The sequence below is a fragment of the Pricia mediterranea genome (genome assembly GCF_032248455.1).
Classification (GTDB): domain Bacteria; phylum Bacteroidota; class Bacteroidia; order Flavobacteriales; family Flavobacteriaceae; genus Pricia; species Pricia mediterranea.
Genome location: NZ_JAVTTP010000001.1, coordinates 1,652,148 through 1,674,030 on the forward strand (window position 1 = coordinate 1,652,148; position 21,883 = coordinate 1,674,030).

A 21,883-nucleotide genomic window follows, 5' to 3' on the forward strand; every position below is an offset into this window, starting at 1 on the left:
AGTTCTTCGTACGTAGTGCCGGGCGGCGGCCCTAGGTGTACTTGCTCGGATGCTTACAGCATATAATTGCTCGGACGGACCACCAACGCCGTGGAAGGGTTCCACCGCCAGGTGCGCAAGGTGACCAAGACCAAGGGAGCCTTCACAAGCGACATGGCATTGCTCAAACTGGTCTATCTCGCCACCAGGAACATCGAAAAGAAATGGACGGCCCCGTTGCATAACTGGAGCTTGACGGTGCAACAACTTTATATTAAATTTTGGCGACCGTATACAGCTCGACCTGAAAACGGACCCCAATGTGGTGCCACTGCCGCGGGGGCGCATTCCAAAACCCGTCGGATTAAAACCCGACATGTTTTGAAATGGAAGAAAAGTAAACTGGACAGATTCTAAATTACACTCCCGTTACTTCCGTCTCATTATAACTACTGTTGTGTTCAAGCCTTATCAAATTCATTAATGTTGCCGGTCCCCATACACTGAAAGCAGACTCCATTCATGTAATAGTGAAATTTACAAAGAACTCCCGAACCACAGCATTTAGAACATATTTTTGCATACGATTGAAATTCCAATTGTTCATTGTAAACCCGTATTTTTGTTTTTTGATGTTCTTTTTTGTGACAACTCGCACAAAGAGTCACCAAAGCATCATTATCATATTCCCACGCCTTTCTGCCGTTTACGTAATATTTGTGGTGAACATTCAAATCAAACATTTCCCCGACTGGCGTATTTTTATCAAAACAGACATATCTCCTCGTTATAGCGCAAAAGGATTTTGTGGTTTTACCCACTGCAAAGCATACCGTAAATTGTTTAGATTTAATATCTTTCGATTCCCTATATAGATGCAAGAACTTTCAATTTTATTTTTGACTAAGAGTATTTTAATAGAATTATCTAATCTTTTAACAGAATACCCTTTGGCTTTTATTTCATTGTAACTATTTATTCCAAATTTTCTAATTAAACCCAACAGCTGATTTCTTTTAACATGACATCCCTTGCAAGAACTGTTGTCGCGGGAGATTATTTCTTCCCTCTTTTTTTTCCATTGGTCAGATTGTAATTGTTCATTATAATCCATTCTATTGTTTTTTAATTCTAAAAACTATTCCGTCTTCCTATTTATCCACAACGAAAGATTCCTATCATTGTTGTGGCTATAATACGAATCCGGTCTCCATCGTCATTGCTACAGAGCTGTCGAAATTGTTCGCCTTACCGAAGCTGTGAATTAACCGGAAACAGCCTTTGCTGATATAATCTCGTCGAAGTCTTAAATAGTCAATGTGTGTCTCTGCGAAAAGACTTTGAAGTCCATTACGACCCTTTCAAATACATTCTCTATGGAGCAAGGTTGCCAGTCAGCTTTCCTGTCCAAAAAATTTCGGCAGGCTTTGGTTCCTACTAGGGGGTGTAGCCTCCCATGACGGTAATTCGGAACTGTGGTGTCGTCTTTGGAGATATTGCAAGCACCCCGTATGTTCCCATAATTCTAAGGGCTCGCTGTGCAGATTAGCAATCCCCTCAAGTGATTCTAAACGCTCCGGGAGCAGTTCGGTACGCTGCCTAGTGAGGTGTAAAATATTCATAAATGGCATTGAGAAGACCAAAGCGTAAAGAAAAAATTGCATAACTAGAATAGATGTTTGCTCAGTTTAAAGGTTCCGCAAACAACCGCTTTCCCCAAACCTCCGTCCCAAAATAGACCAACTCCTCATGACTATAGAGCTCATCGAACTCCCGATCAATCTTACCGACCACGTCTAGATCTGTTACCCTCACCCTAGTCTCATAATTGTACCGGGTACCGCTCTCGGTGAAGTTCAGAGATCCTAAATAGGCGGTGTGCCCATCGATAATATAGATTTTGCCGTGGACGAACATATTGTTTATCCTATTCGAATCGGGAGTGACGAAAACCCTAAAAGGAAATAGTTGGGAATAGGAATAGGAATAAATCCTTGTTCGCTTGGCCTTGCCTCGCAAGTATTCGCCGATTATGAAAATCGCAGCAGGCAATGCCAAAGCAAATAAATAGTCCCCATTAGTGCTCGAGAAAAACCAGTACACAAAGTGTATAGCAATTGCGATACCGACAATTTGCAGTATTGTCCGGGCCCTATTTAATCTTTTTCTCGACCTGATGGCCCGGGAATCAGTATGCCGGTTCTGTACTACGAGCGGCTTTATGCTCCTTTCCTGTCTGCCGTTATGTCCGTGGACCGTGTCCGAAGTAATCACCGATACCTTGACACCTTGATGGTGCAGCCAGATGAGTTCGTCGACCATTTTTGGGGAGAGATACGGCGAGGAAATCTTGACGGACTTTTGTGCGTTACCGATTTCCTTCAGGAGTTTGGTTCCCGCGCCGGTCCCCATGTAGATATCGCATTTTGCCTGGTTGAACCACATCGTTTTTTGTTAAAAGAATAACCTTTAAAAATACGCAATCCAGCAAACTTTTGCAAGGAGGTAGCATCCTTAAGTATTGCCGTTCTTTATCCTTATCATTTTAGTAGGTTATTCATCATTTCGCGTACTTCCAGATGGATGCGCTGAAAATTGGCCGTGATTTCCGCATGGTCGTAAACGAATCGAGGTTCGGGCAACGCTCTTCGGATATTCGGCCTTTTGAACCGGACCCGCCTATCCTTTCCGTCGGCGAAGGAGATAAACTCGCCCATTCGAAGACGGAAGAAGGCATCCGAACGTCTTTTACTGACCTCTTTCTCTCCTTTGGTAATACGCGAATCGAAATTCCAGTTGGAGCTCTGGCTTACACTTCTGGTCTGCCTCTTGACAATCTCAAAAAAACGTTCATAATATTTTGCCGTATCGGGGTCGTTGGCCTTCCCGAAAAATTGGTAGGACAGGTTGCTGAGTATGGCCTTGCTCGCCTTGTCCCCGTACATGAGGTCGTTCTGGATCTTGTCCTGAAGTACATAGACCGTCAGGATATCATAGCTTCTCAGGGTGGCCGGGATACGCTGCATGTTGAGCAACCGAAACGTGGAGGCCTCTTCCGCCAGGAAGAAGGACGAAATCCGGTTGCGTACGCTCATCTGTTTGGTGATGGTATGGATGATGGTCGCTATGACCGGGGAATAGGCGGTCTCGAACTTGGGATTGTTCACCACCGAGACGACCGAGGGATTATCCGGATTGTTAACGTCAAGGGGCACTTCGTCGGCCGACAGCGCCATAAATATACGTTTGGTGCTGATCTTCTTTAGTGCGTTGGCCAAGGTGCTCATAACACCAGCGGTCTGCCGTTCCGAACCTATTCCGGAAACAAAGGCATCGGCCATGGCCTTGGCGGTGAAATCGGAGCTTAGCCAATCGACCAGGGCCTCCGCGTCCAGATATTGGTACAGGGCGATCAAATGGGGAAGGGTGCAATACTTCGGACGGTCCGTTTTCAATTTCCATATCATCCCCCCTAACAGCCCCTCGACCGCATCGTTAAAAAACTTGGAAGATCCGGCCGCGACCGATTCTTTTTGTTCCAAAAGATTTTCAAGAAGTACACGTGAAATTTCGTTTACACTTTCCTCGTCTTCCAGATACCGGGGCGCAATGGGGTTGACCCGCTTGTGGATGTCGTCGAAAGAAATAATATGAAAGGGTATCCGGGGGCTTTTGAACAAGGGATAGGCCATTTCGGTGATCTCGAAATACTTGTAGTCATGGATGACCCCGCAAAAACCGTGTTTACAGAAATGCTTCAGCAAACTATAGACCACCGATTCCGTTTTCCCGCTTCCAGCGGAGCCGATTATAGAAATGCCCCGACGGATATTGTCCATACTCAGGATTCCGTTCCTGAGCAGGAACCTGACCTTGTATTTCTTGGATGTGGCGCTGTTTTCGGTTTCACCGGACAGGACCAGAAAGCACGTTAGGCTTACCAACTGAAGAGGTGCCAGCCAACGTACCGAAAAATCCACGGAAAAAAGGAAACTTTGTCCATAGCATGCCGTAAAACCCATGTAGACCAAAAGTGCCGATACCAGTAGGATCGAATAGTCCAGGTAACGGTGTATCAAGAGGATGCCACCGGTGGCGGTGACATAATATAGAAGTATAGTGGAGATAGTATCCATAGCCCGTCAGATTCCGATGGAACCCGAGGACCGCGCCACGTCCATCGCCCTCTTGAATTTTTTGATGGTCTTTAGCGCCACCTGCACCTTGCTCGTGGGAATGCTGACGATTGGCATCTTAACGCCCGCTTTTCCCAGTATTTTGAAAGCGGCACTCCTCTCGCTCGTCGGTAGGTCAAGTAAACGCGCAAAATACTTGTGAGGGTTCTTGAGATAAGTTTTTCTTGCTCCATAGGTCTCCACGAAATTCCGCTTGTGATCGAACATCGTATCAAAGGTCTTCTCCGCACGTTCATAGAACAGGTTCCTGTTAAAGCCACGTTTTACCAGCCTGCCATTCAGTTTGGATTCCGATTCCATATACTTGCTGCCCGGGGACAGGCTGTATCTGTTGGTCACATCCTTTCGGCTTACGATGATATGCACATGCGTCTGGAACCCTGGCTTTTTCATCCCCTGTACGATCGCCTCACCGTGAATCTTATGTGGGATTTGCGCATACAATTCAGCTATCCGCTTTTCGGTCCTTCGGATATCGCCCTGCAGTTCCCCGCGCTCGATTTTTCTTATATCGTTTTCCAGCTTTACGATCTGTGCCCGATAAGGACGGTTTTCCTTAACTTCCCTGTCAAAGCCCTTAAAAGTGCGTCCGTGTTCGATCTTCGCAAAGTATTTGATGTCGTCCACGGTGACCGGCCTATCACGGTGGAAGGATGCCGCATAGTCCCTCATTGCCTCCCTCACGTACCGGCGCAACAGTTCCGGGTCGTTATTGATAGCCTTCAGTTCGCGTTGGCTCGGATTGATGGTCAGGGAATAGAACTTGGGCTCCGTTTTTTTTAGTTTGGCAGTATTGCCGTCGATTTCCTTTGTTACCTGCTCGGGTGGAATACGGTCATTTTCCTGGTCGAAAAAGTGTTCCTGCACTTCCGGTTCCTTTCCCTGATTTTCCTTTTGTAAATAATCCACAAAATCCGATGCGCTCCGGGAAAACGTTTTGTCGAGATGCTGCTTTGTAATGCTGATGTACATATGGCGTTTATTTTGCTGGTGATTTCAATTGCTGAAACTCCTTAAGGTCCATTTCGAGTACCAACTTGGACTTTCCGAAGCTGCCCTTGATTATTTGGACTTTGTCCAGGATCCCGGTCAACCGTTTTTCGGACTCTTCAAGTTTTTGTTTCAGGATGGTGTTCTCCTTTTGGAGTTCGATGGCATCAAAGGCAGATCGGAAAAATGCATCGTCCCGGATGTTCTTTTCCTTGGACGACGGTTTGATCGAACTTTGTCGCCCGTTTTTTTGGGGAGTATGCTCGAAAAGGAGTTGCATCATGGCCTTGGTGGGAAGCACACCGTGTTTCTCCATATCCTTCATAATGGCGGCCAGTCCGCTGAACCTTTTTTTGATCAGGCTCTCCAACGTCCGGGCGTTCGGACCGAGCGATTCCCTGGGCGATATCTCGTTGTACTTAAAAAAATCCAACATACCTTCCAAGGCTAGGGACTGGGTGCTATAGTTCGTTCGTGCGAAAGCCCGAAAGCGTACTGCCGTTTCTTTTTTTATGCGTAAAGTCCAAAAAGAATCCATCACGTGCCGTACATTTTTTGATTTGACGAAAATTCGGGCCTGTTTTCAGGGGCCGGGAGGCTATTTGACGAAAATTGGACCGATTGAACATCCGACCCCCCTACACCTTCTAATCTTAAAACACTGTTTATCAGTTTGTTAATAATATATCTGAACATGCAACACCGCGCCAGCGTGTTGCCCTCTTGCTATTCCTTTTTTCCCGCAGGGAAATTTTTATGGCTTTGAATGAAATTAGCACCCGTTTCTTCGGCTGCAAGATTCCCGTTAAATTTTAAGAGTTTTTCCGGCGTACTTTTGAGGAATCGGCACGGGTAAGGGTAAAACGTTGTAGATTGGGCAAAGGAAAAAGGACCACCCCAACGGCGGCCCTTCGTGAAATAACATCCCTTCTATAGGATACCTTCGTCAGCAAAACTGAAGTACTCACCGTTTGGGACGATGATCAGATGGTCCAACAGGGTGATGTCCAAAAGTTGGGCTGCCTTTTTGATCTTGTTCGTGATTTTTCTGTCCGCTTCGCTCGGTCGCAATGTCCCACTAGGGTGGTTGTGGGCTAGCACGAAAGCCACCGAGAGTGATTTTAGGAGCACGGCAAAGATCAACCGCACATCGACCAATACCCCTGTTATTCCCCCTGTGGACAGTTGATAGATTCCCTTGACCTTATTGCTGTTGTTCAACAGAACGATCTTGAAAGTTTCATGCACCTCTATATTGTCCTTGCTCCAATGTTCGTAGAGCAGATCGGCAGCATCCTTTGAGGAATTTACCTTTTTCCAAAAGGACGATTTTACCCGTTCCTTATAAGTTATCCGGATTTCATTAACTTTGTTTTTCATGGCTTTTGATTTTGACGGTTAACTGTGATGAAAAAGAGGGCGGAACTTTCGACGGTATCGCCCTCTTGTTTTTTACTCGTTACACGGCATTTCCATTGTCGTTCTTGGAACCCAACAGTACAAGTTCGCTGACCACGACTTCGGTTATAAAGCGTTTTTCGCCTTCCTTGGTCTCGTAGCTCCGTGAGGTCAGTTTGCCCTCAACAGCGATCTGCTTTCCCTTGCCAGCGTACCGGTCGACAATTTCAGCCGTTTTGCCCCAGGCTACAAGGTTGTGCCAGTCGGTGGACTGTACCTTTTCTCCCTTGGCGTTCTTGTAGTTTTCGTTGGTGGCCAACGAAAAACGGATTACTTTTTTACCGCTTTCCAAAACGGTCATTTCGGGGGCGTTACCCACGTTGCCAATCAATTGGACTTTGTTTCTGAGCGTACTCATGATTAAGATATTTAAGGGTTTATTGAATCCCGTACGACCATCGCACGGGCATTGAAAACTGATTTACTTATTATATCCGGAGCGTTTTCCTTTTTTTTTGTTCTTTAACTTTTGTTCCGCTTCGTTTTTGAGGGTTCGATATGATTTCATGGTTTTCGTTTTTGATTTACTTCCCATAGAGCCGTCGCCGTTACCTTTTTTTGTTGCTTGATGCGATACAATATCCGGGCTTGGTAAGGCGTATAAATAGTGGAGTGTAGCTGGAGCGCAGCGGAAGCGGAACGGAACGGTTTATGCCGCCGTCCAAGAACGGATGTTGTTTTTTTGCCATCAAAAAAAGGAAACGGTTCAGGTCGGAAGGGAATCGAAAACACAAGGAGTTTGAAATATCAAGTCGTCTTGAAGCGGAATAAAAAGAACAGGGATGAATCGGGGCCGAGCGGACGCTGGTCCGGATTTGAGGTGGGAATAGAGGGTCTGGGCTCGTTAGTTGTTATGGCGCAAATAGCACCGCCATACTAAATATATGAGCTAAAATCCGGGCCTGTGTCCAAGACCTTTGGTACGAAGCTCTTTGCCCGGAATGGAGCGCAGCGGAATGGAGTGGCAATGTGCTGAGGGGAAACCCGGCAATTGTGGATTCTACTCTTTACCAAAAGCGGATTGTATGAAGAGTTTCACCTTTTTGAAGTTTAGCTTATGGAGTTCGACCGCAATCCTAAAAATATCCCGGAAAGGCCTAAATTAAAGAGTTATCAAAAAGTTGCATCAACTACCGTTACCGTATTTGGAATGGGTAATATCAGGTTCATAAATTTAACCTGTAATTAAATACTGGAATGGCGTTATTGTACTCATTTCCTCATTGTTGATTTATCAAATTAAACATTTTTGGTTACTTTTAAACGCTCTTCATTTGCATATCACGACCTACAAGATAATTTACCTTGTTATATTGATATATCTATTTAAGAATGACTTCAATCGAACCTTCCAAAGCCTTACTAAAGCATTTTGATATAAGTGACTACGAACGCGCTAGCCCGGGGGGTCAAAAAACTGTTTTTATTGTTACTATAGCGAATCAAAAATATGCTTTGAAGATAATAAAAGTGGCTGATGAAAGGTTTGAAAGAGAAGTTAAAATCTGCAAACAATTTGACGGGAACAAAGGAATACCAGTAATAAAAAAGATAGAAAAATTTGGAAAGGACACAATTATTCTTGAGGAATACATTGAGGGAAATGACCTTTCAGAATTAGTAAGTGACTATGTTGGCAATGCCCCAAAGGTTTGTAAGGTGATATATGCTGCTAGCAACATCCTCAAACCAGTTTGGAATGCCAATTATGTCCATAGGGATTTGAAACCTCCCAATATTAGAATTAGGGCGAATGGACAACCTGTTATTCTCGATTTTGGTATTGCAAGAGCATTGGATGATGAAAGTATCACAGGAACCGGTATCCAACCATATACTTGGCCCTTTGCCAGTCCTGAGCAGTTTGATGGCCATAAAAAGCTAATTTCGTATAGAACGGATTTTTTTTGTCTGGGTATAATTGCATATCATTTGTACACCGATTCACTACCGTTTGGAAAGACGAGAGATGAAATTGACCGATCCTTTCAAGACAACAGGCTCATAGTGGATTCAGGCAATGAGAGTATAAATATCTTTTGTAATGGCGTATTTAAACACAATCCGTCTGAAAGGCCAAGAAAAATTGAATCTTTTTTAAATCTAATTAAATTATGATGGTAACTCATGCACTGGGACATAATTCCAATTGGAATATTGAGTCCTATCTGGAACACAATATTGGAGACTTTTTTTTGATAACGGCATTTACTCATGGTGCGGATTTTGACAAGAAGCCGCTGTTGAAAAAAGTGATTGACCTGTCGATGGTTGATCTTCAGTTTTATGGCAAAAAAGAAAGTGCAAACTTGGAGAAAGGCAAGCTATCCGAATTCCCTTTCCATCCTGCAAATTGTGATTCGGATGAAATTACTAATCTGTATTTTGACAATTGTGTCAAACAAGCTATCGAGTTCCAAAAAGATAAAAACATCAAACATATTATAATTCCTAATTTTTATGAAAACGAAGATGTTGAGGATATTGTTGCTACCATCAAAACCATCAACAAATACGTTTCAAAATTAAAAAGGAAAGATGAAAAATATTTTATGACACTGCCTTTTGCCAATCATGTCATCACTGATAAAGCCAAAGTTGAAGAAATTTTATTTGCATGTACCGATATGAATATTTGTTTTGACGGGTATTACATTACCTGTGAAAACAAACCGGAGTATAGAAAAAAATTAACAACTGATTTTAAAATTTACAAAAATTTATCTAGAGTATTTAAAACACTAAAAGACCAGGATTTCACGACTATATATGCCTATGCAAATTGGGATGCAATTCTCTATTTGGCACAAACCAACATTGACTATATAACTGTTGGAACATACGAAAATTTAAGAAATTTCGATGTAAAGCGCTTTACGGAAAACACCTCTGGTGGGGGCTCAAAAGGGTATTATTTTTCCGAAAAACTTTTGAACATGGTCCGGGCTGATGATGTAACCATGTTAAATGAAACGGGGAAAATCAGTATTATTAAGAATGAGAAGAATATTTTTTCGGATATCATTTTACAACAAGGATACCCCTGGAATATTCATAAACCAGATGTAAATAAGAATTATCTTTTATCCATCACAAGACTTTTAAAGAAAATTTCCCGTATTGACGACTTAGGTTCGAGAAAGGATTTTGTGTTGCGTTTAATAGATAGTGCCATCAACAACTATGACCGACTTGAATCAAACAAAATTTTTCTGAATAATGAAAGTAGTAATTACCATTTAAACACTTGGAAGACCTACTTGGCAAATTCATAGTTATTCTTGATTTGTTCTGAAAAAAGAATTTGCATTTTCTGATCAAAAGGTCTTTCCCTTGTGGGATTATAATATCTCTTTAGTTCTCCTGTTGTTGTAATAGTTGCTAATCCCACATTATATTTTTCAAATACATCTATATTCTTGATAGCCGAATTCGAATAATGGGCATCCATAACGACGTATGAGTATTCGGCAAACCACTTATACCTATAGGCCTGTTTTAAGGCTCTTTTCCAATCTTTCAACTTTGCCTCAATTGCAAAATTTACATTAAAGGGAAACTCATAATTCTTATCAATGTGGATATCGCACCCCTCGATTTTTACATATTTGTTAGCAATTAATTTTACTACTGATTTTGAAATTTTGTTCTTCGAGTTTCTTGTAATATTTTCTATTTCAGAAAATGAAATATGCCCAGTCCTAAGTATTATATTGTAAATATTAATATCATAATTGGTTAGAAAAAATTTGGATGATTCCAGCTTTTTCCGAGGTTTAACAAGTCTAGTTAAAACAATATCCGCAACGCCATATCCAAGAGAGACTTCTTCAAATATTTCAATGTAGTCTTTGCCAAAACTACGTTTTAAGGTTTTCATTAATAGCTCAACAAGTTCAGTCTCAGTTTGAAATTTCATTTTTAATGATAATATAGGACGAATCGTCGCTGTTATTCCCTTTCTGTAGACTCAATAACTTCTTTTTAATATTCTGGAGCTTTCTAAAGTTCAGAGTCGCGAAGTATTCCTTCAACTCGTTCTCCATTAACGTATAGAATCCATCGGTACACAATAAATAATTGCAATCGTTACTCGTTTTTTCGAGCTGAAAATCGTCCAGCGTCAAAGTCTCTAACCCCAAGTATTTAGTAATAATATTGTTGCGGCCAAGCAGCGCATCATCTTCTGTTATTTTTTCCAGATATTGATTTGTAAAAATATAGATTCTTGAGTCCCCAATATTCAAGAATTCAACATTGTTCCTGATGATATTAAAAAATAATAAAGACAAGGTACTCATTCCTTTCAAACCCGATTGAATAAGCTTCTTATTTATTTCATATAGGACTTTACCCAAAGTATGCTCCGAAATCTCGGCAACTTTAGATTCAAACATAACCCTTTTTTTAAATTCATCTATAAACAAATAGCTCATTTGATTCGAACTTACACCATCAAATACCATGAATAAACTATACCTATCTTTTTCAATTATCAAAAATCGATCTTGATTTTTGTTTCTATTAGTTCCCTTTTTAGAACCAACCAAGTGTTTTAACTTAAATGTAGTTATATCCGTATGCACCTTTCAATAGGTTTAAAAGAGTCAATAATTAGTACACCTAAATTTAGGGAAATTTAATCGATATTATCTGAGAATTTTTAAGCGCTTAAGAAAACATTAAGCTGATTAAGGCTTTATACCTAGTACTAATGGTACTCACTAGTCGTAAATATTTCATAAAATCGAAGAAAAACAAAAGGTATAAATTGTCTTCAGAGGTAACAATTAATTTGTGTCCACACTTTATAAATCGCACCAGTTTTAAAGAGTGCATCTATTTTGCATAATAATCTCTTCCTTCAAAAAATAGTCTTCTTTGAAACCGGGAGGTATTGCTGACTAACAGCTGACCTCTCATTTATATACAATTCAATCGAAATCAAATTATATAAAATTCCCTTAAGAAAAATATTATCAATTCTCAATTTCAAGAGTAAATCGAGAGTAAAAGAAGTAATTCAAAATAAAAAAGGCCTCCAATCTCTCGGAGGCCCTTATTTACTTGGCGGTCTGGACGGGACTCGAACCCGCGACCCCCTGCGTGACAGGCAGGTATTCTAACCAACTGAACTACCAGACCAATGATTTTGTTCACCCGGCGACGGCTTATCGCTCGCCCTTCGGTGCACTCCCGCAACAGCGGGATTCAAATCTTGTTCAAACGCTTCTCAAAAAGGTCACGAAAAATCACTTCGAAGCCCTTAGCTAAGCAGGTGCAAATATACGCTGCTATTTGAATTGTGCAAACAATTTTTTTAAATAATATTCCTGTTTCAAAATTAATGGTCTTAAACCGTGGTCCAAGTCCTCGACCCGATAAAATAATCGACTCAGGCATCTGGCTATGGACTATAGACCTCTCGAAAATACCAAGGAGTTCGTCAAGCTTTCGTATTTCAATGCGCTTTTAGCTCCTGAATTCGGCATGACATACAACAAATTTCGAACGGAATAGAGCTATTCCGGGCCAACGCATTGATGGTGAAAGGAATATTAGTGAAAGCGAACAGTTTGGGAACCTATGACGGGGCGATAAAACCAACTACGGCCGTTTTATACGAATTGACTGCAATCGCCCGGAAAGTATTCGATGGAAGCAAATGTGTCTGCAAAAGAAGGGATGCGGATCATAACACAAGGGTTCGTAGTAAGCAAATCTGTCCATAGAAGACGAAATGCCGGCGCAATGCATTGTCCGGCTCAAACAAATTTCTGCCGCTCCGTCATAAAGGTATTGAGCACGGTGGAAAAATTCCCTCCGATATCTACGCCGACATATTTAATACGGTATTGCGCGCACTTCAGTTTCAAGTCTTCAAAGTACCCGGTAACACGGTTTTCGTAGGCTTCCTTGATGGTGTCGGAGTATATATCGATGTGTTCCCCAGTTTCGACGTCTAAAAAGCGTTTGGGAACGTTTTCAAAATCGAAACGCAATTCGGTTTTCTTGTCCACCAAGTGGAACAATACCACTTCATGTTTGTTATATTTTAAATGCCGTAATGCCTCGAATAATTTTTCATCATCGGTTTGGGTCTGGAACATATCGGTAAAGAGAAAGATGAGGCTACGGCGCTTGATCTTTTCGGCGATCAGATGCAAATAGGTGTAGGTTTCGGTCTCCGCAACGGGTTCAGTCTCCTGGCTTATTTCGACTAGCTTGGCCAACAACATCTGATGGTGCCGCTCGCTTCCCTTTTCGGGGGCATAAAAATCGTAGGCGTCGGAGTAAACACTTAGACCAACGGCATCCCGCTGTCGTTTTAGAACGTTCATCAGGGCGGCAATGGACAGAACCCCAAATCCGATTTTGTTCAGGTTATCGATGGATAAATCTTTTACTTTGGGATAGTACATCGAGGCGGAACTGTCCAAAATCATATGGCAGCGTAAATTGGTTTCCTCTTCGTAGCGTTTGGTGTAGAGTTTGTCGGTTTTGGCAAAAAGCTTCCAATCGATATGCTTGGTGCTTTCGCCATTATTGTAGATTTTATGCTCGGCAAATTCCGCGGAAAAGCCGTGAAAGGGACTCTTATGGATCCCACTGATAAATCCTTCAACGACCTGGTTGGCCAGAAGTTCTAGGTTTTGGAAAAGGGATGCCTTATTCAGTTCGGATTGCAGGTTCATAAGATAAAGATAGGGCTTTTTAATCGGGGTGTTCGCCACTCGGCGTGGATGCCCGGTTCAAAAGGATTGTAGGTAGCAGTTTATGTTCAAATCGCAATCGCCGTATCGCAACTGATTGGGTTCCAAACGGATTTTTGACACCTTAAGCTGCCCAAAACAAAAAAATCCCGCCAACAGCGGGATTTTTTTGTTCATACGTCCTTTGAGGACTGAAAGATCGAGGCCCTAGAGTAGCGTGTCGATCGCATCGGTATAGGCCTTCTTCGGAGATACCCCTACTTGCCGATTTACGATTTCGCCATCTTTAAAGATCAGTACGGTGGGAATGTTTCGCACCCCATATTTGGCCGCGTATTCCTGATTGGCGTCTACGTCCAGCTTCCCTACGACAGCCTTGCCCTCGTATTCCTTGCTTACCTCATCGATGATGGGACCTACCATTCTACAGGGGCCGCACCATGCCGCCCAAAAATCTACTACTACAGGTTTATCGTTTTTAAGGACCACTTCGTCAAAAGTAGCGTCCGTAATTTCTAATGCCATGTTATTTCCTTTTGATTATTATGCAAACTTAGTCAAATATTCGATGTTTTGCTTACTCAAACGATATTGGATTTGACTATAACGGTATCGGCATACCCGATCAATTCAGTTTATAGTGAACTTGACTCTCTTCCAAACTGGACAATAGCTCACTGGAAATCTGTACTTTTTGTTTTCGGCTCGAAAGCCGGACCTTTATTTGCCGGTCCATTTCATAGACCACAAAATTCAGGGGATGGCTGCCCTTATGCAGCACTAAGGTATCCTTCAACTGGTGGATGCCCTCCTCTTTCATCTCATCGATGTTCAGCCTAATGGTCAGTTTTTTGGCGTAGGTCTCCATTACTTCCTGTAACAACATAAAACTGTTGTACTGCATTCGCGGGTCGCCTTTCTTCCCGGTATCGCGATTGACCCATCCTTCCCTAACGAACACTTTGACGTAGGCAAAGGAGTTGATCATCAGGAAGTGGCGGAACTTTAGGTATTCTTCCCCAAAAATTCGGAATTCATGGGAGTCGGAATAGTCCTCCATGGTGAACAAGGCCCATCCTTTTCCGTTTTTCGATACCCGATGCTGCACGTCGGTTATGACCCCGGCAAAAGACACTTCGCGGTTGATATGGCTCTCCAGGTCATTGGCAAATGCAACCTCGGCATTACAGAAAGCATCGATTTCGGTCTTGAAATCGTCCAGGGGATGGCCGGAAATATAGATACCGACCACTTCTTTCTCCCGTCGCAGCTTCTCCATAGTACCCCATTCCTCGCAGGGAGGTACGGTCGGTTCAGGAATCTGCACCTCGCTGGCATCCCCGAACAGGCTCACTTGGGCGGAATTCTCGTTCTCCTGGAATTTGGCTCCGTATTTGACCACTTTTTCCAAAAAGCTTACTCCGTCGCCCTCGTCCTGAAAATATTGGGCGCGATGGGCGGTTCCGAAGGAATCGAAGCCCCCGGCAACGGCCAGACTCTCGAAAGCCTTTTTATTCGCGGCGCGTAGATCGATGCGTTTGGCCACGTCGAAAACGGACTTGAAATGCCCGTCTTCCTTCCGGTTGGCCACAATAGTTTCGACCGCAGATCGGCCAACCCCCTTGATGGCGCCCATCCCGAAACGGACGGCCCCTTGTTTATTGACCGCGAATTTGTAATAGGATTCGTTGACATCGGGACCCAAAACCTCAAGGCCCATCCGCTTGCATTCCTCCATAAAAAACGTCACCTGCTTGATGTCGTTCATGTTGTTGGACAGCACCGCCGCCATGTATTCCGCGGGATAATGCGCTTTCAGATAGGCCGTCTGATAGGCGATATAGGCATAGCAGGTGGAGTGACTTTTGTTGAAGGCATAGGCGGCAAAGGCCTCCCAGTCTTTCCATATTTTTTCTAGGATATCCCTCGGATGTCCCTTTTTCTCGCCCCCGTCCAAAAATTGGGGCTTTAGCTTGGCCAGCAGCGCGAAAATCTTTTTTCCCATCGCCTTTCGTAGGACGTCCGCCTCGCCCTTTGAAAATCCCGCCAGTTTTTGGGACAGCAGCATCACTTGCTCCTGATACACCGTAATACCATAGGTTTCCTGTAGATACTCCTCCATATCCGGAAGGTCGTAGGCGATGTCCTCGTCCCCATGTTTTCTTCGGATAAAACTGGGGATGTACTCCATCGGACCGGGACGGTAGAGCGCGTTCATGGCGATGAGATCGTCGAAGACCGTGGGCTTCAGGTCCTTCATGTGTTTCTGCATCCCGGGGGATTCGTACTGGAATATTCCCACCGTATCCCCACGCTGGAAAAGCTCGTACGTCTTTTCGTCGTCCAAGGGAAAATCGTCGGGTACGAGATCGATGCCGTGTTTCGCCTTTACGATCTTGACCGTGTCCTTTATCAGGGTCAGGGTTTTTAATCCGAGGAAATCCATCTTCAGCAATCCCGCGCTTTCCACGACGGAGTTATCGAACTGGGTCACGTAGAGGTCGGAGTCCTTTGCGGTCGCCACGGGAACGAAATTCGTGATATCGTCGGGGGTAATGATAACCCCACAGGCGTGGATACCCGTGTTGCGCACGGAACCCTCAAGGGTGCGGGCCATGTTTACGGTCTGCCCCTCAAGGTCATCGGTCTCCGCAATATTCAAAAGCTGGTTGACCTTTTCAAGATCGTCGGCACGGAACTTCTTCTTCAGATCGGCCTCCGGCACCCCGAAAATCTTGCCCAATTTGCTCATAGTGGGAATCAACTTGGCAATCCGGTCCGCATCGCCCAAAGGCAGATCCAGCACCCGGGCCGTATCCCTGATGGAGGATTTGGCCGCCATGGTACCATAAGTAATGATCTGCGCCACCTGGTTCGCCCCATATTTATCGATGACATAGTCCATCACCCGGCCCCGGCCCTCATCGTCGAAGTCGATGTCGATATCGGGCATCGACACCCGATCGGGATTCAAAAACCGTTCGAAAAGCAGGTCGTATTTCAGGGGATCGATATTGGTAATGGTCAGGCAGTATGCCACCACCGAGCCCGCCGCGGAACCCCGGCCGGGCCCCACGGAAACGTCCATGTTCCTGGCTTCTCTGATAAAATCCTCCGTAATCAAAAAGTATCCGGGGTAACCGGAATTCTTGATGGTATCAAGCTCGAAATCGATACGCTCGCTAATTTCGGGGGTAATCTCCCGGTAGCGTTTTTTGGCACCTTCGTAGGTAATATGCCGCAGATAGGCGTTCTCCCCGCGGTTGCCCCCGTCGACCTCATCCTCCGGCACCTTAAATTCTTCGGGAATATCGAACTTGGGCAACAATACGTCGCGTGCCAGTTCGAAAGGTTCGATCTTATCGACGACCTCCTGCACGTTCAGAATAGCTTCGGGGATATCCTGAAAAAGATCTTTCATCTCGTCCTGACCCTTGAAGTAATATTCCGAATTGGGGAGGCCGTACCGATAGCCCCTGCCCCGTCCGATGGGGGTAGCCTGCTTTTCACCGTCCTTGACACAAAGCAGGATGTCGTGTGCCTCGGCATCTTCTTCGAGGCAGTAATAGGTATTGTTGGTCGCGACCAGCTTGACATCGTGTTTTTTGGCGAACTGCAGCAACACCTGGTTGACCCGGTCTTCGTCTTCCTGTCCGTGCCGCATGATTTCGAGATAGAGGTCGTCCCCGAACTGTTGCTTCCACCAAAGCAGGGCCTCCTCGGCTTGGTTTTCGCCCACGTTCAGAATCTTTCCGGGCACTTCGCCATAAAGGTTCCCGGTGAGTACGATGACATCTTCCTTATATTTTTCCACGACCTTCCTGTCGATACGCGGCACATAGTAAAATCCGTCCGTATAGGCAATCGACGACATTTTGCAGAGGTTCTGATACCCCTTTTTGTTCTTGGCCAGCAGCACGATCTGGTACCCGTTATCTTTTGTATTTTTATTGGTATGCTCTTCACAGACGAAAAATTCGCAACCGATGATGGGGGTAAGTTCCTGTTCCGTTACCGGCTCGGCATTTTCCTTCGCGGTCTCGTTTCGCTCCCTGACCCCCTTGTTGTATGCGCCGACCTCCTTGACAAAGTGAAAGGCGCCCATCATATTCGCATGGTCCGTTAGCGCCACGGCCGGCATTTTGTGGTCCGCGGCGGCCTTGACCAGGTCCTTGATGTTGATGGTGCTCTGCAAGACCGAAAACTGGCTATGGTTGTGCAGGTGGGAGAAGGGCGCATCTTCAAGGGTCTTGATGTTTTCCTTGATCTCTTCCTTGGATATCTCCTCGGTCTCATGGATGCCCAGTTGGGCGGCTATTTTTTCGGATGCTTTTTTTAGGTTGATGTGCTTGAGGCCGATCAGTTGGATTTCCTGGGGATTGGCCTCGGAGAAATTTTGGAAATAATCGGGCTGGACATCCAGTTTTTCAATAGGATAGAATTCCCTCCGCAGCAGTTCGAGGAAGCATCGGGTCGTCGCCTCGACATCGGCAGTGGCGTTGTGGGCCTCGTTGAAAGGTTCGCCAAAAAGATGCTGGTGCAGTTCAGTCAAGGTAGGAAGTTTGAACTTGCCGCCCCGGCCCCCGGGAATTTGACAGAGCTTGGCGGTCTCCTCGGTACAGGTATCCAAAACGGGCAATTGCTGTAGCGGGTTTTCAACGGACAGCCGGTGAAATTCCGCTCCCATGATGTTCAGGTCGAAGCCAACGTTCTGGCCAACGATGAACTCGGTCTTGGCCATGGCCGCGTTGAACTTTTCGAGCACTTCGGACAAGGGGACTCCCTGCTCTTCCGCCAATGCCGTGGAAATACCGTGTACCTGCTCCGCATCATAGGGAATGTTGTAGCCGTCGGGACGGATCAAGAAATCCTGATGCTCGATAAGCTCGCCCATCGCATCGTGCAACTGCCAGGCAATCTGCACGCAGCGCGGCCAGTTGTCGGTGTCGGATATAGGGGCATTCCATTTTTTTGGCAATCCGGTGGTTTCGGTGTCGAAGATTAAATACATGAAAGGAACTTAAGTTTTTAGTGTTGCCAGCCAAGCCATGTCAGGGCAAATCGATCAAGGTTGATTTCTCAATGTAAAATTAGGCAATCGGACAGGGTTATGGAAAAGGATTTTTCAGGAGTTATCAACGTGTGCCGATAGCAGGGAAGGGTCGCTCTTACCGGTTCGGGGGAGGAGCCTGTTTTTGAAGAACAGCACGCAGACCATCCTATTTAAACTAGTTGGAAACATTGTGGCCCGGCAATTTCAAAGATACAAAATTTGTTTACCTTCAAATCCCAAAAAACCCACCAAAATGAATGCTACAAAGACACTCCATAAACCATCAGGACATCTTTTCATCTTATTCCTTTTTATTTTAGGAATGTTCCAGGTTTCCGGCCAAACCCCGTCCGACGCTCAGAACAGCGACGAACCCCGCCCCATGAACTTCGTCATCATCTTCGCCGACGACCTGGGCTACGGCGACTTGGGGGTTTTCGGCCATCCTACCGTCAAGACCCCTCATCTCGATCGGATGGCGTACGAGGGACAGAAATGGACGAACTTTTACGCCGGGGCCAGCGTTTGCACCCCCAGCCGGGCGGCCCTGCTTACCGGTAGGCTTCCCGTACGTAGCGGTATGGCCAGTAACGTGCATCGGGTGCTGTTTCCCGATTCAAAAAAGGGACTCCCCGCCGACGAGGTCACCCTGGCCGAGCAATTGAAGACGGTCGGCTACAACACGGGCTGCATCGGCAAATGGCACCTCGGCCACAAGGAGCAATTTCTGCCCACCAACAACGGTTTCGATTATTATTTCGGGATCCCCTATTCCAACGATATGGACAAGCTCGCGGGCGAAGAATATTGGCATTACTGGGAGCGGCCCGACGACAGCATCAAGACCGAACATTTCAATGTACCCTTGTTTCGCAACACGGACATCATCGAGCGTCCGGCCGATCAGAATACCATCACCAAACGCTATTCCGAAGAGGCCGTTTCCTATATAAAACAACATAAGAACAAGCCCTTTTTTATCTATCTCGCCCACAATCTGCCCCATATTCCCCTTTTCGCCTCTAAAGACTTTTTGGGAAAGAGCGAACGTGGACTCTATGGCGATGTGGTGGAGGAAATCGATGATGGCGTCGGCAAAATCTTAAGGACTTTGAAGGACGAGGGACTCGCCGAAAACACGATTGTAGTCTTTACCTCCGACAACGGCCCCTGGCTGCCCTTTAAGCTCAACGGTGGTAGTGCGGGACTGCTCAGGGCGGGCAAGGGCACCACTTGGGAAGGGGGAATGCGCGAACCGACCATTTTTTGGTCGCCGGGCAGTATCGAACCGGGCGTCGTGACCGACCTCGGGGCGACGATGGACCTGTTTACCACCTTCAGCACACTGGCCGGAGCGGAAATTCCAGATGACCGCGTCATCGACGGGGTCGATTTAAGCGGCACCTTGTTCGAACAGCGCGAAAGTCCCAGGAAAAACATGTTCTACTATCGCGGCACGGACCTCTATGCGGTTCGCCTTGGCGATTACAAGGTCCACTTCGTCACCGAAGGTGCCTACGGCCAATTTGGCGATAGGCAGGAACACGACCCGCCCCTGCTCTATCATCTCGACCACGACCCCTCGGAACAATTCGATATCGCGGCCGAGCATCCAGAAATTATTAAAGAAATCAATGCGCTGGTATCAGAACATAAAGCGAACTTGGTGCGCGGCGAAGACCAGCTGGCGGAGCGGGAATAAAAAAGTAGGAACAACCGCCAATAATTTTTCCGCAGTATTGTCATTTTCGAGAAATGGAGTATATTTGCACCCGCTTTAAAGAAAAGTGGGAAGCTTTCCCTTCGCAATTCACCCAGAGTGCGGTCAAAGGGAGAATCATTAAAAAAAATAAATTTCAAGAATTAATAACGAGGGTCGGGCACCCTGCAAAATTAATGTGATATGCCAGTAAAAATCAGACTTCAAAGACACGGTAAAAAAGGAAAACCATTTTATTGGATCGTCGCGGCGGACAGCCGAGCTAAAAGAGACGGTAAATATTTGGAGAAATTGGGCATCTACAACCCAACCACCAATCCCGCGACTATAGAACTTGATGTCGACGGTTCCGTTAAATGGCTCCAAAATGGGGCGCAACCGACCGATACCGCGCGAAACATTCTCTCCCATAAAGGAGCAATGCTAAAACACCACCTACTGGGAGGCGTACGAAAAGGAGCCTTGACCGAGGAACAGGCCGACGAAAAACTTCAGGCTTGGCTAGATGAAAAAGAAAGTAAAATTGCCAAACAATCAGAGGGACTTGCCCAGGATAAGGAAAAAGCGAAGGCAGAAGCCCTGAAAGCCGAGAAAGAGGTCAATGAGAAGCGCAAGCAAGAGGCCGCCGAGGCAGCACTGCCGGAGACTCCCGAAGGTGAAGATGCCAGCGAAGAGGTGGAAGCCGTAACGGAAACCGCTCCAAAACCGGAAGCATCAGTCGAGCAAAGCGAGGAAAAGGCCAAATCAGAAGCAAAAAAATCGGAGGACAGCGACTCTAAAGACGCCGAGAAAAAAGAAGACGGAAAGTCCGCGGAAGCAACAGCAAAAAGCGAGGGCAAGAAGGAGGCCGATAAAAAGGAAGACGATAAAAAGCCCGCGGAAGCGAAAACCGAAGAGGTAATCGAAACTCCGAAAGCTCCGGAGCCGGACACCGAAAATGCCAAGGACAATTTCGCCGCGCCGGTCGAGGACAAAGAGGATATCAAAAAAGACGACGACAAGAAAGAGGCGCCTAGCGTTCAGGAAGTTGTTTCCGACGAGGACTTCGAAAAGAAAGATTCCGATAAGCCCAAGCCGGCCGAAGACAAAAAGTAAACTGGGATTTTCTGGCAATTCCCTTGCCATGTATTAATTGCCCTACATCACACGAATTCTTAATACAGAATTTTTAATTCAAGGGAAACGATGGACAAGTCAGCTTGCTTCTACCTCGGTAAAATCGTTTCAAAATACAGTTATAAAGGGGAGGTATTGGTTAAGATCGATACCGACGAGCCTGAAATTTACGAGAATATGGAATCAGTGTTCATCGCCATGAAAGGCGGTAACCTGGTTCCATTTTTTATTGACCGCTGTCGGTTGCACAAATCCCAACTGCTGCGTATCGACTTCGAGGAGGTCAAAGATGAGCGCGCCGCCGACCGGATCATGAACCATGAATTATACCTTCCCCTATCCATGTTGCCCAAGTTGGAGGGCGATAAGTTCTACTTTCACGAAATCACCGGCTTTAGCGTTGAGGATACCGTACATGGGAATATCGGAACGATTACCGGCGTCAACGACACCACCTCACAAGCTATTTTTGAAATTGACAAAGATGGCAAAGAAGTGCTGGTTCCTATAACGGACGACATCTTTAAGGGATTGGACCGAGAGCGCAAAATTGTGAATGTTGCTACTCCTGATGGTCTGGTCGAACTCTATCTTGGGGAATAATGGAAATTTGACACTTATTCGATTACCGCTAAGCTACAGGACCCAAGAAACTTAA

General features: G+C 45.3%; 16 protein-coding genes, 1 tRNA gene and 2 pseudogenes. 6 read left to right on the forward strand and 13 right to left on the reverse strand.

From position 1 onward, the window contains the following. Positions 1 to 78: 78 nt before the first annotated feature. A pseudogene (locus RQM65_RS18910) lies at positions 79 to 289 on the forward strand (IS256 family transposase); the annotation flags it as partial. Between the two features lie 477 nt (positions 290 to 766). On the opposite strand, the gene RQM65_RS06880 reads toward RQM65_RS18910, so the two are convergent. The 7 genes from RQM65_RS06880 to RQM65_RS06910 form a co-directional block, all read right to left on the reverse strand. Further along, entirely contained in the window at positions 767 to 1,093 is a 327-nt protein-coding gene (locus tag RQM65_RS06880) for a hypothetical protein (protein WP_314013670.1), read from the reverse strand. Positions 1,094 to 1,662: 569 nt separating this feature from the next. Further along, on the reverse strand, positions 1,663 to 2,424 hold the full coding sequence (locus RQM65_RS06885) for a phospholipase D family protein (RefSeq protein WP_314013672.1): 762 nt from the start codon (positions 2,422 to 2,424) through the stop codon (positions 1,663 to 1,665). A gap of 95 nt (positions 2,425 to 2,519) precedes the next feature. Next, positions 2,520 to 4,115, reverse strand: a complete 1,596-nt coding sequence (locus tag RQM65_RS06890; protein ID WP_314013674.1) for a type IV secretory system conjugative DNA transfer family protein — start codon at positions 4,113 to 4,115, stop codon at positions 2,520 to 2,522. 6 nt (positions 4,116 to 4,121) lie between these two features. Beyond that, on the reverse strand, positions 4,122 to 5,147 hold the full coding sequence (gene mobB, locus RQM65_RS06895) for a MobB family relaxase (protein WP_314013676.1): 1,026 nt from the start codon (positions 5,145 to 5,147) through the stop codon (positions 4,122 to 4,124). A 7-nt stretch (positions 5,148 to 5,154) separates the two neighbouring features. Next, a complete protein-coding gene (locus tag RQM65_RS06900; RefSeq protein ID WP_314013677.1) occupies positions 5,155 to 5,703 on the reverse strand; it encodes a BfmA/BtgA family mobilization protein in 549 nt (182 codons plus the stop codon). Between the two features lie 392 nt (positions 5,704 to 6,095). Further along, on the reverse strand, positions 6,096 to 6,545 hold the full coding sequence (locus RQM65_RS06905) for a JAB domain-containing protein (protein WP_314013679.1): 450 nt from the start codon (positions 6,543 to 6,545) through the stop codon (positions 6,096 to 6,098). A gap of 79 nt (positions 6,546 to 6,624) precedes the next feature. Then, entirely contained in the window at positions 6,625 to 6,981 is a 357-nt protein-coding gene (locus RQM65_RS06910) for a single-stranded DNA-binding protein (protein ID WP_314013681.1), read from the reverse strand. A 974-nt stretch (positions 6,982 to 7,955) separates the two neighbouring features. On the opposite strand from RQM65_RS06910, the gene RQM65_RS06915 reads away from it, so the two are divergent. Then, on the forward strand, positions 7,956 to 8,741 hold the full coding sequence (locus tag RQM65_RS06915) for a serine/threonine protein kinase (RefSeq protein ID WP_314013683.1): 786 nt from the start codon (positions 7,956 to 7,958) through the stop codon (positions 8,739 to 8,741). Continuing rightward, positions 8,738 to 9,898, forward strand: coding sequence for a hypothetical protein (locus RQM65_RS06920; protein WP_314013685.1), 1,161 nt, complete (start codon positions 8,738 to 8,740; stop codon positions 9,896 to 9,898). The genes RQM65_RS06915 and RQM65_RS06920 overlap by 4 nt, the downstream gene beginning before the upstream one ends. Here RQM65_RS06920 and RQM65_RS06925 read toward each other — a convergent pair. The 6 genes from RQM65_RS06925 to dnaE all read right to left on the reverse strand — a co-directional run bounded on the left by RQM65_RS06925 (position 9,880) and on the right by dnaE (position 18,347). Next, complete coding sequence (locus RQM65_RS06925) at positions 9,880 to 10,542, reverse strand: hypothetical protein (protein ID WP_314013686.1); 663 nt, start codon at positions 10,540 to 10,542, stop codon at positions 9,880 to 9,882. The genes RQM65_RS06920 and RQM65_RS06925 overlap by 19 nt on opposite strands. Further along, on the reverse strand, positions 10,526 to 11,209 hold the full coding sequence (locus RQM65_RS06930) for a PP2C family protein-serine/threonine phosphatase (protein WP_314013687.1): 684 nt from the start codon (positions 11,207 to 11,209) through the stop codon (positions 10,526 to 10,528). The genes RQM65_RS06925 and RQM65_RS06930 overlap by 17 nt, the downstream gene beginning before the upstream one ends. A gap of 482 nt (positions 11,210 to 11,691) precedes the next feature. Beyond that, a tRNA-Asp gene (locus tag RQM65_RS06935) sits at positions 11,692 to 11,768 on the reverse strand. Between the two features lie 620 nt (positions 11,769 to 12,388). Further along, positions 12,389 to 13,318 carry a DUF58 domain-containing protein gene (locus tag RQM65_RS06940; RefSeq protein WP_314013688.1) on the reverse strand — a complete coding sequence of 310 codons (930 nt, stop codon included), beginning with the start codon at positions 13,316 to 13,318 and terminating at the stop codon, positions 12,389 to 12,391. Positions 13,319 to 13,543: 225 nt separating this feature from the next. Next, positions 13,544 to 13,861 carry a thioredoxin gene (gene trxA, locus RQM65_RS06945; protein ID WP_314013689.1) on the reverse strand — a complete coding sequence of 106 codons (318 nt, stop codon included), beginning with the start codon at positions 13,859 to 13,861 and terminating at the stop codon, positions 13,544 to 13,546. A 100-nt stretch (positions 13,862 to 13,961) separates the two neighbouring features. After that, entirely contained in the window at positions 13,962 to 18,347 is a 4,386-nt protein-coding gene (dnaE, locus tag RQM65_RS06950) for a DNA polymerase III subunit alpha (RefSeq protein WP_314013691.1), read from the reverse strand. A 295-nt stretch (positions 18,348 to 18,642) separates the two neighbouring features. Between dnaE and RQM65_RS06955 the strand changes: the two genes are divergently transcribed. From RQM65_RS06955 to rimM, 3 genes and pseudogenes are all read left to right on the forward strand, one after another. After that, entirely contained in the window at positions 18,643 to 20,091 is a 1,449-nt protein-coding gene (locus tag RQM65_RS06955) for a sulfatase family protein (protein ID WP_314013693.1), read from the forward strand. Positions 20,092 to 20,292: 201 nt separating this feature from the next. Then, positions 20,293 to 20,877 (forward strand): annotated as a pseudogene (locus RQM65_RS06960) (30S ribosomal protein S16); the annotation flags it as partial. Positions 20,878 to 21,294: 417 nt separating this feature from the next. After that, positions 21,295 to 21,828: a ribosome maturation factor RimM gene (gene rimM, locus RQM65_RS06965; RefSeq protein ID WP_314013694.1), complete on the forward strand. Its 534-nt coding sequence runs from the start codon at positions 21,295 to 21,297 to the stop codon at positions 21,826 to 21,828. The last annotated feature ends 55 nt before the right edge of the window (positions 21,829 to 21,883 follow it).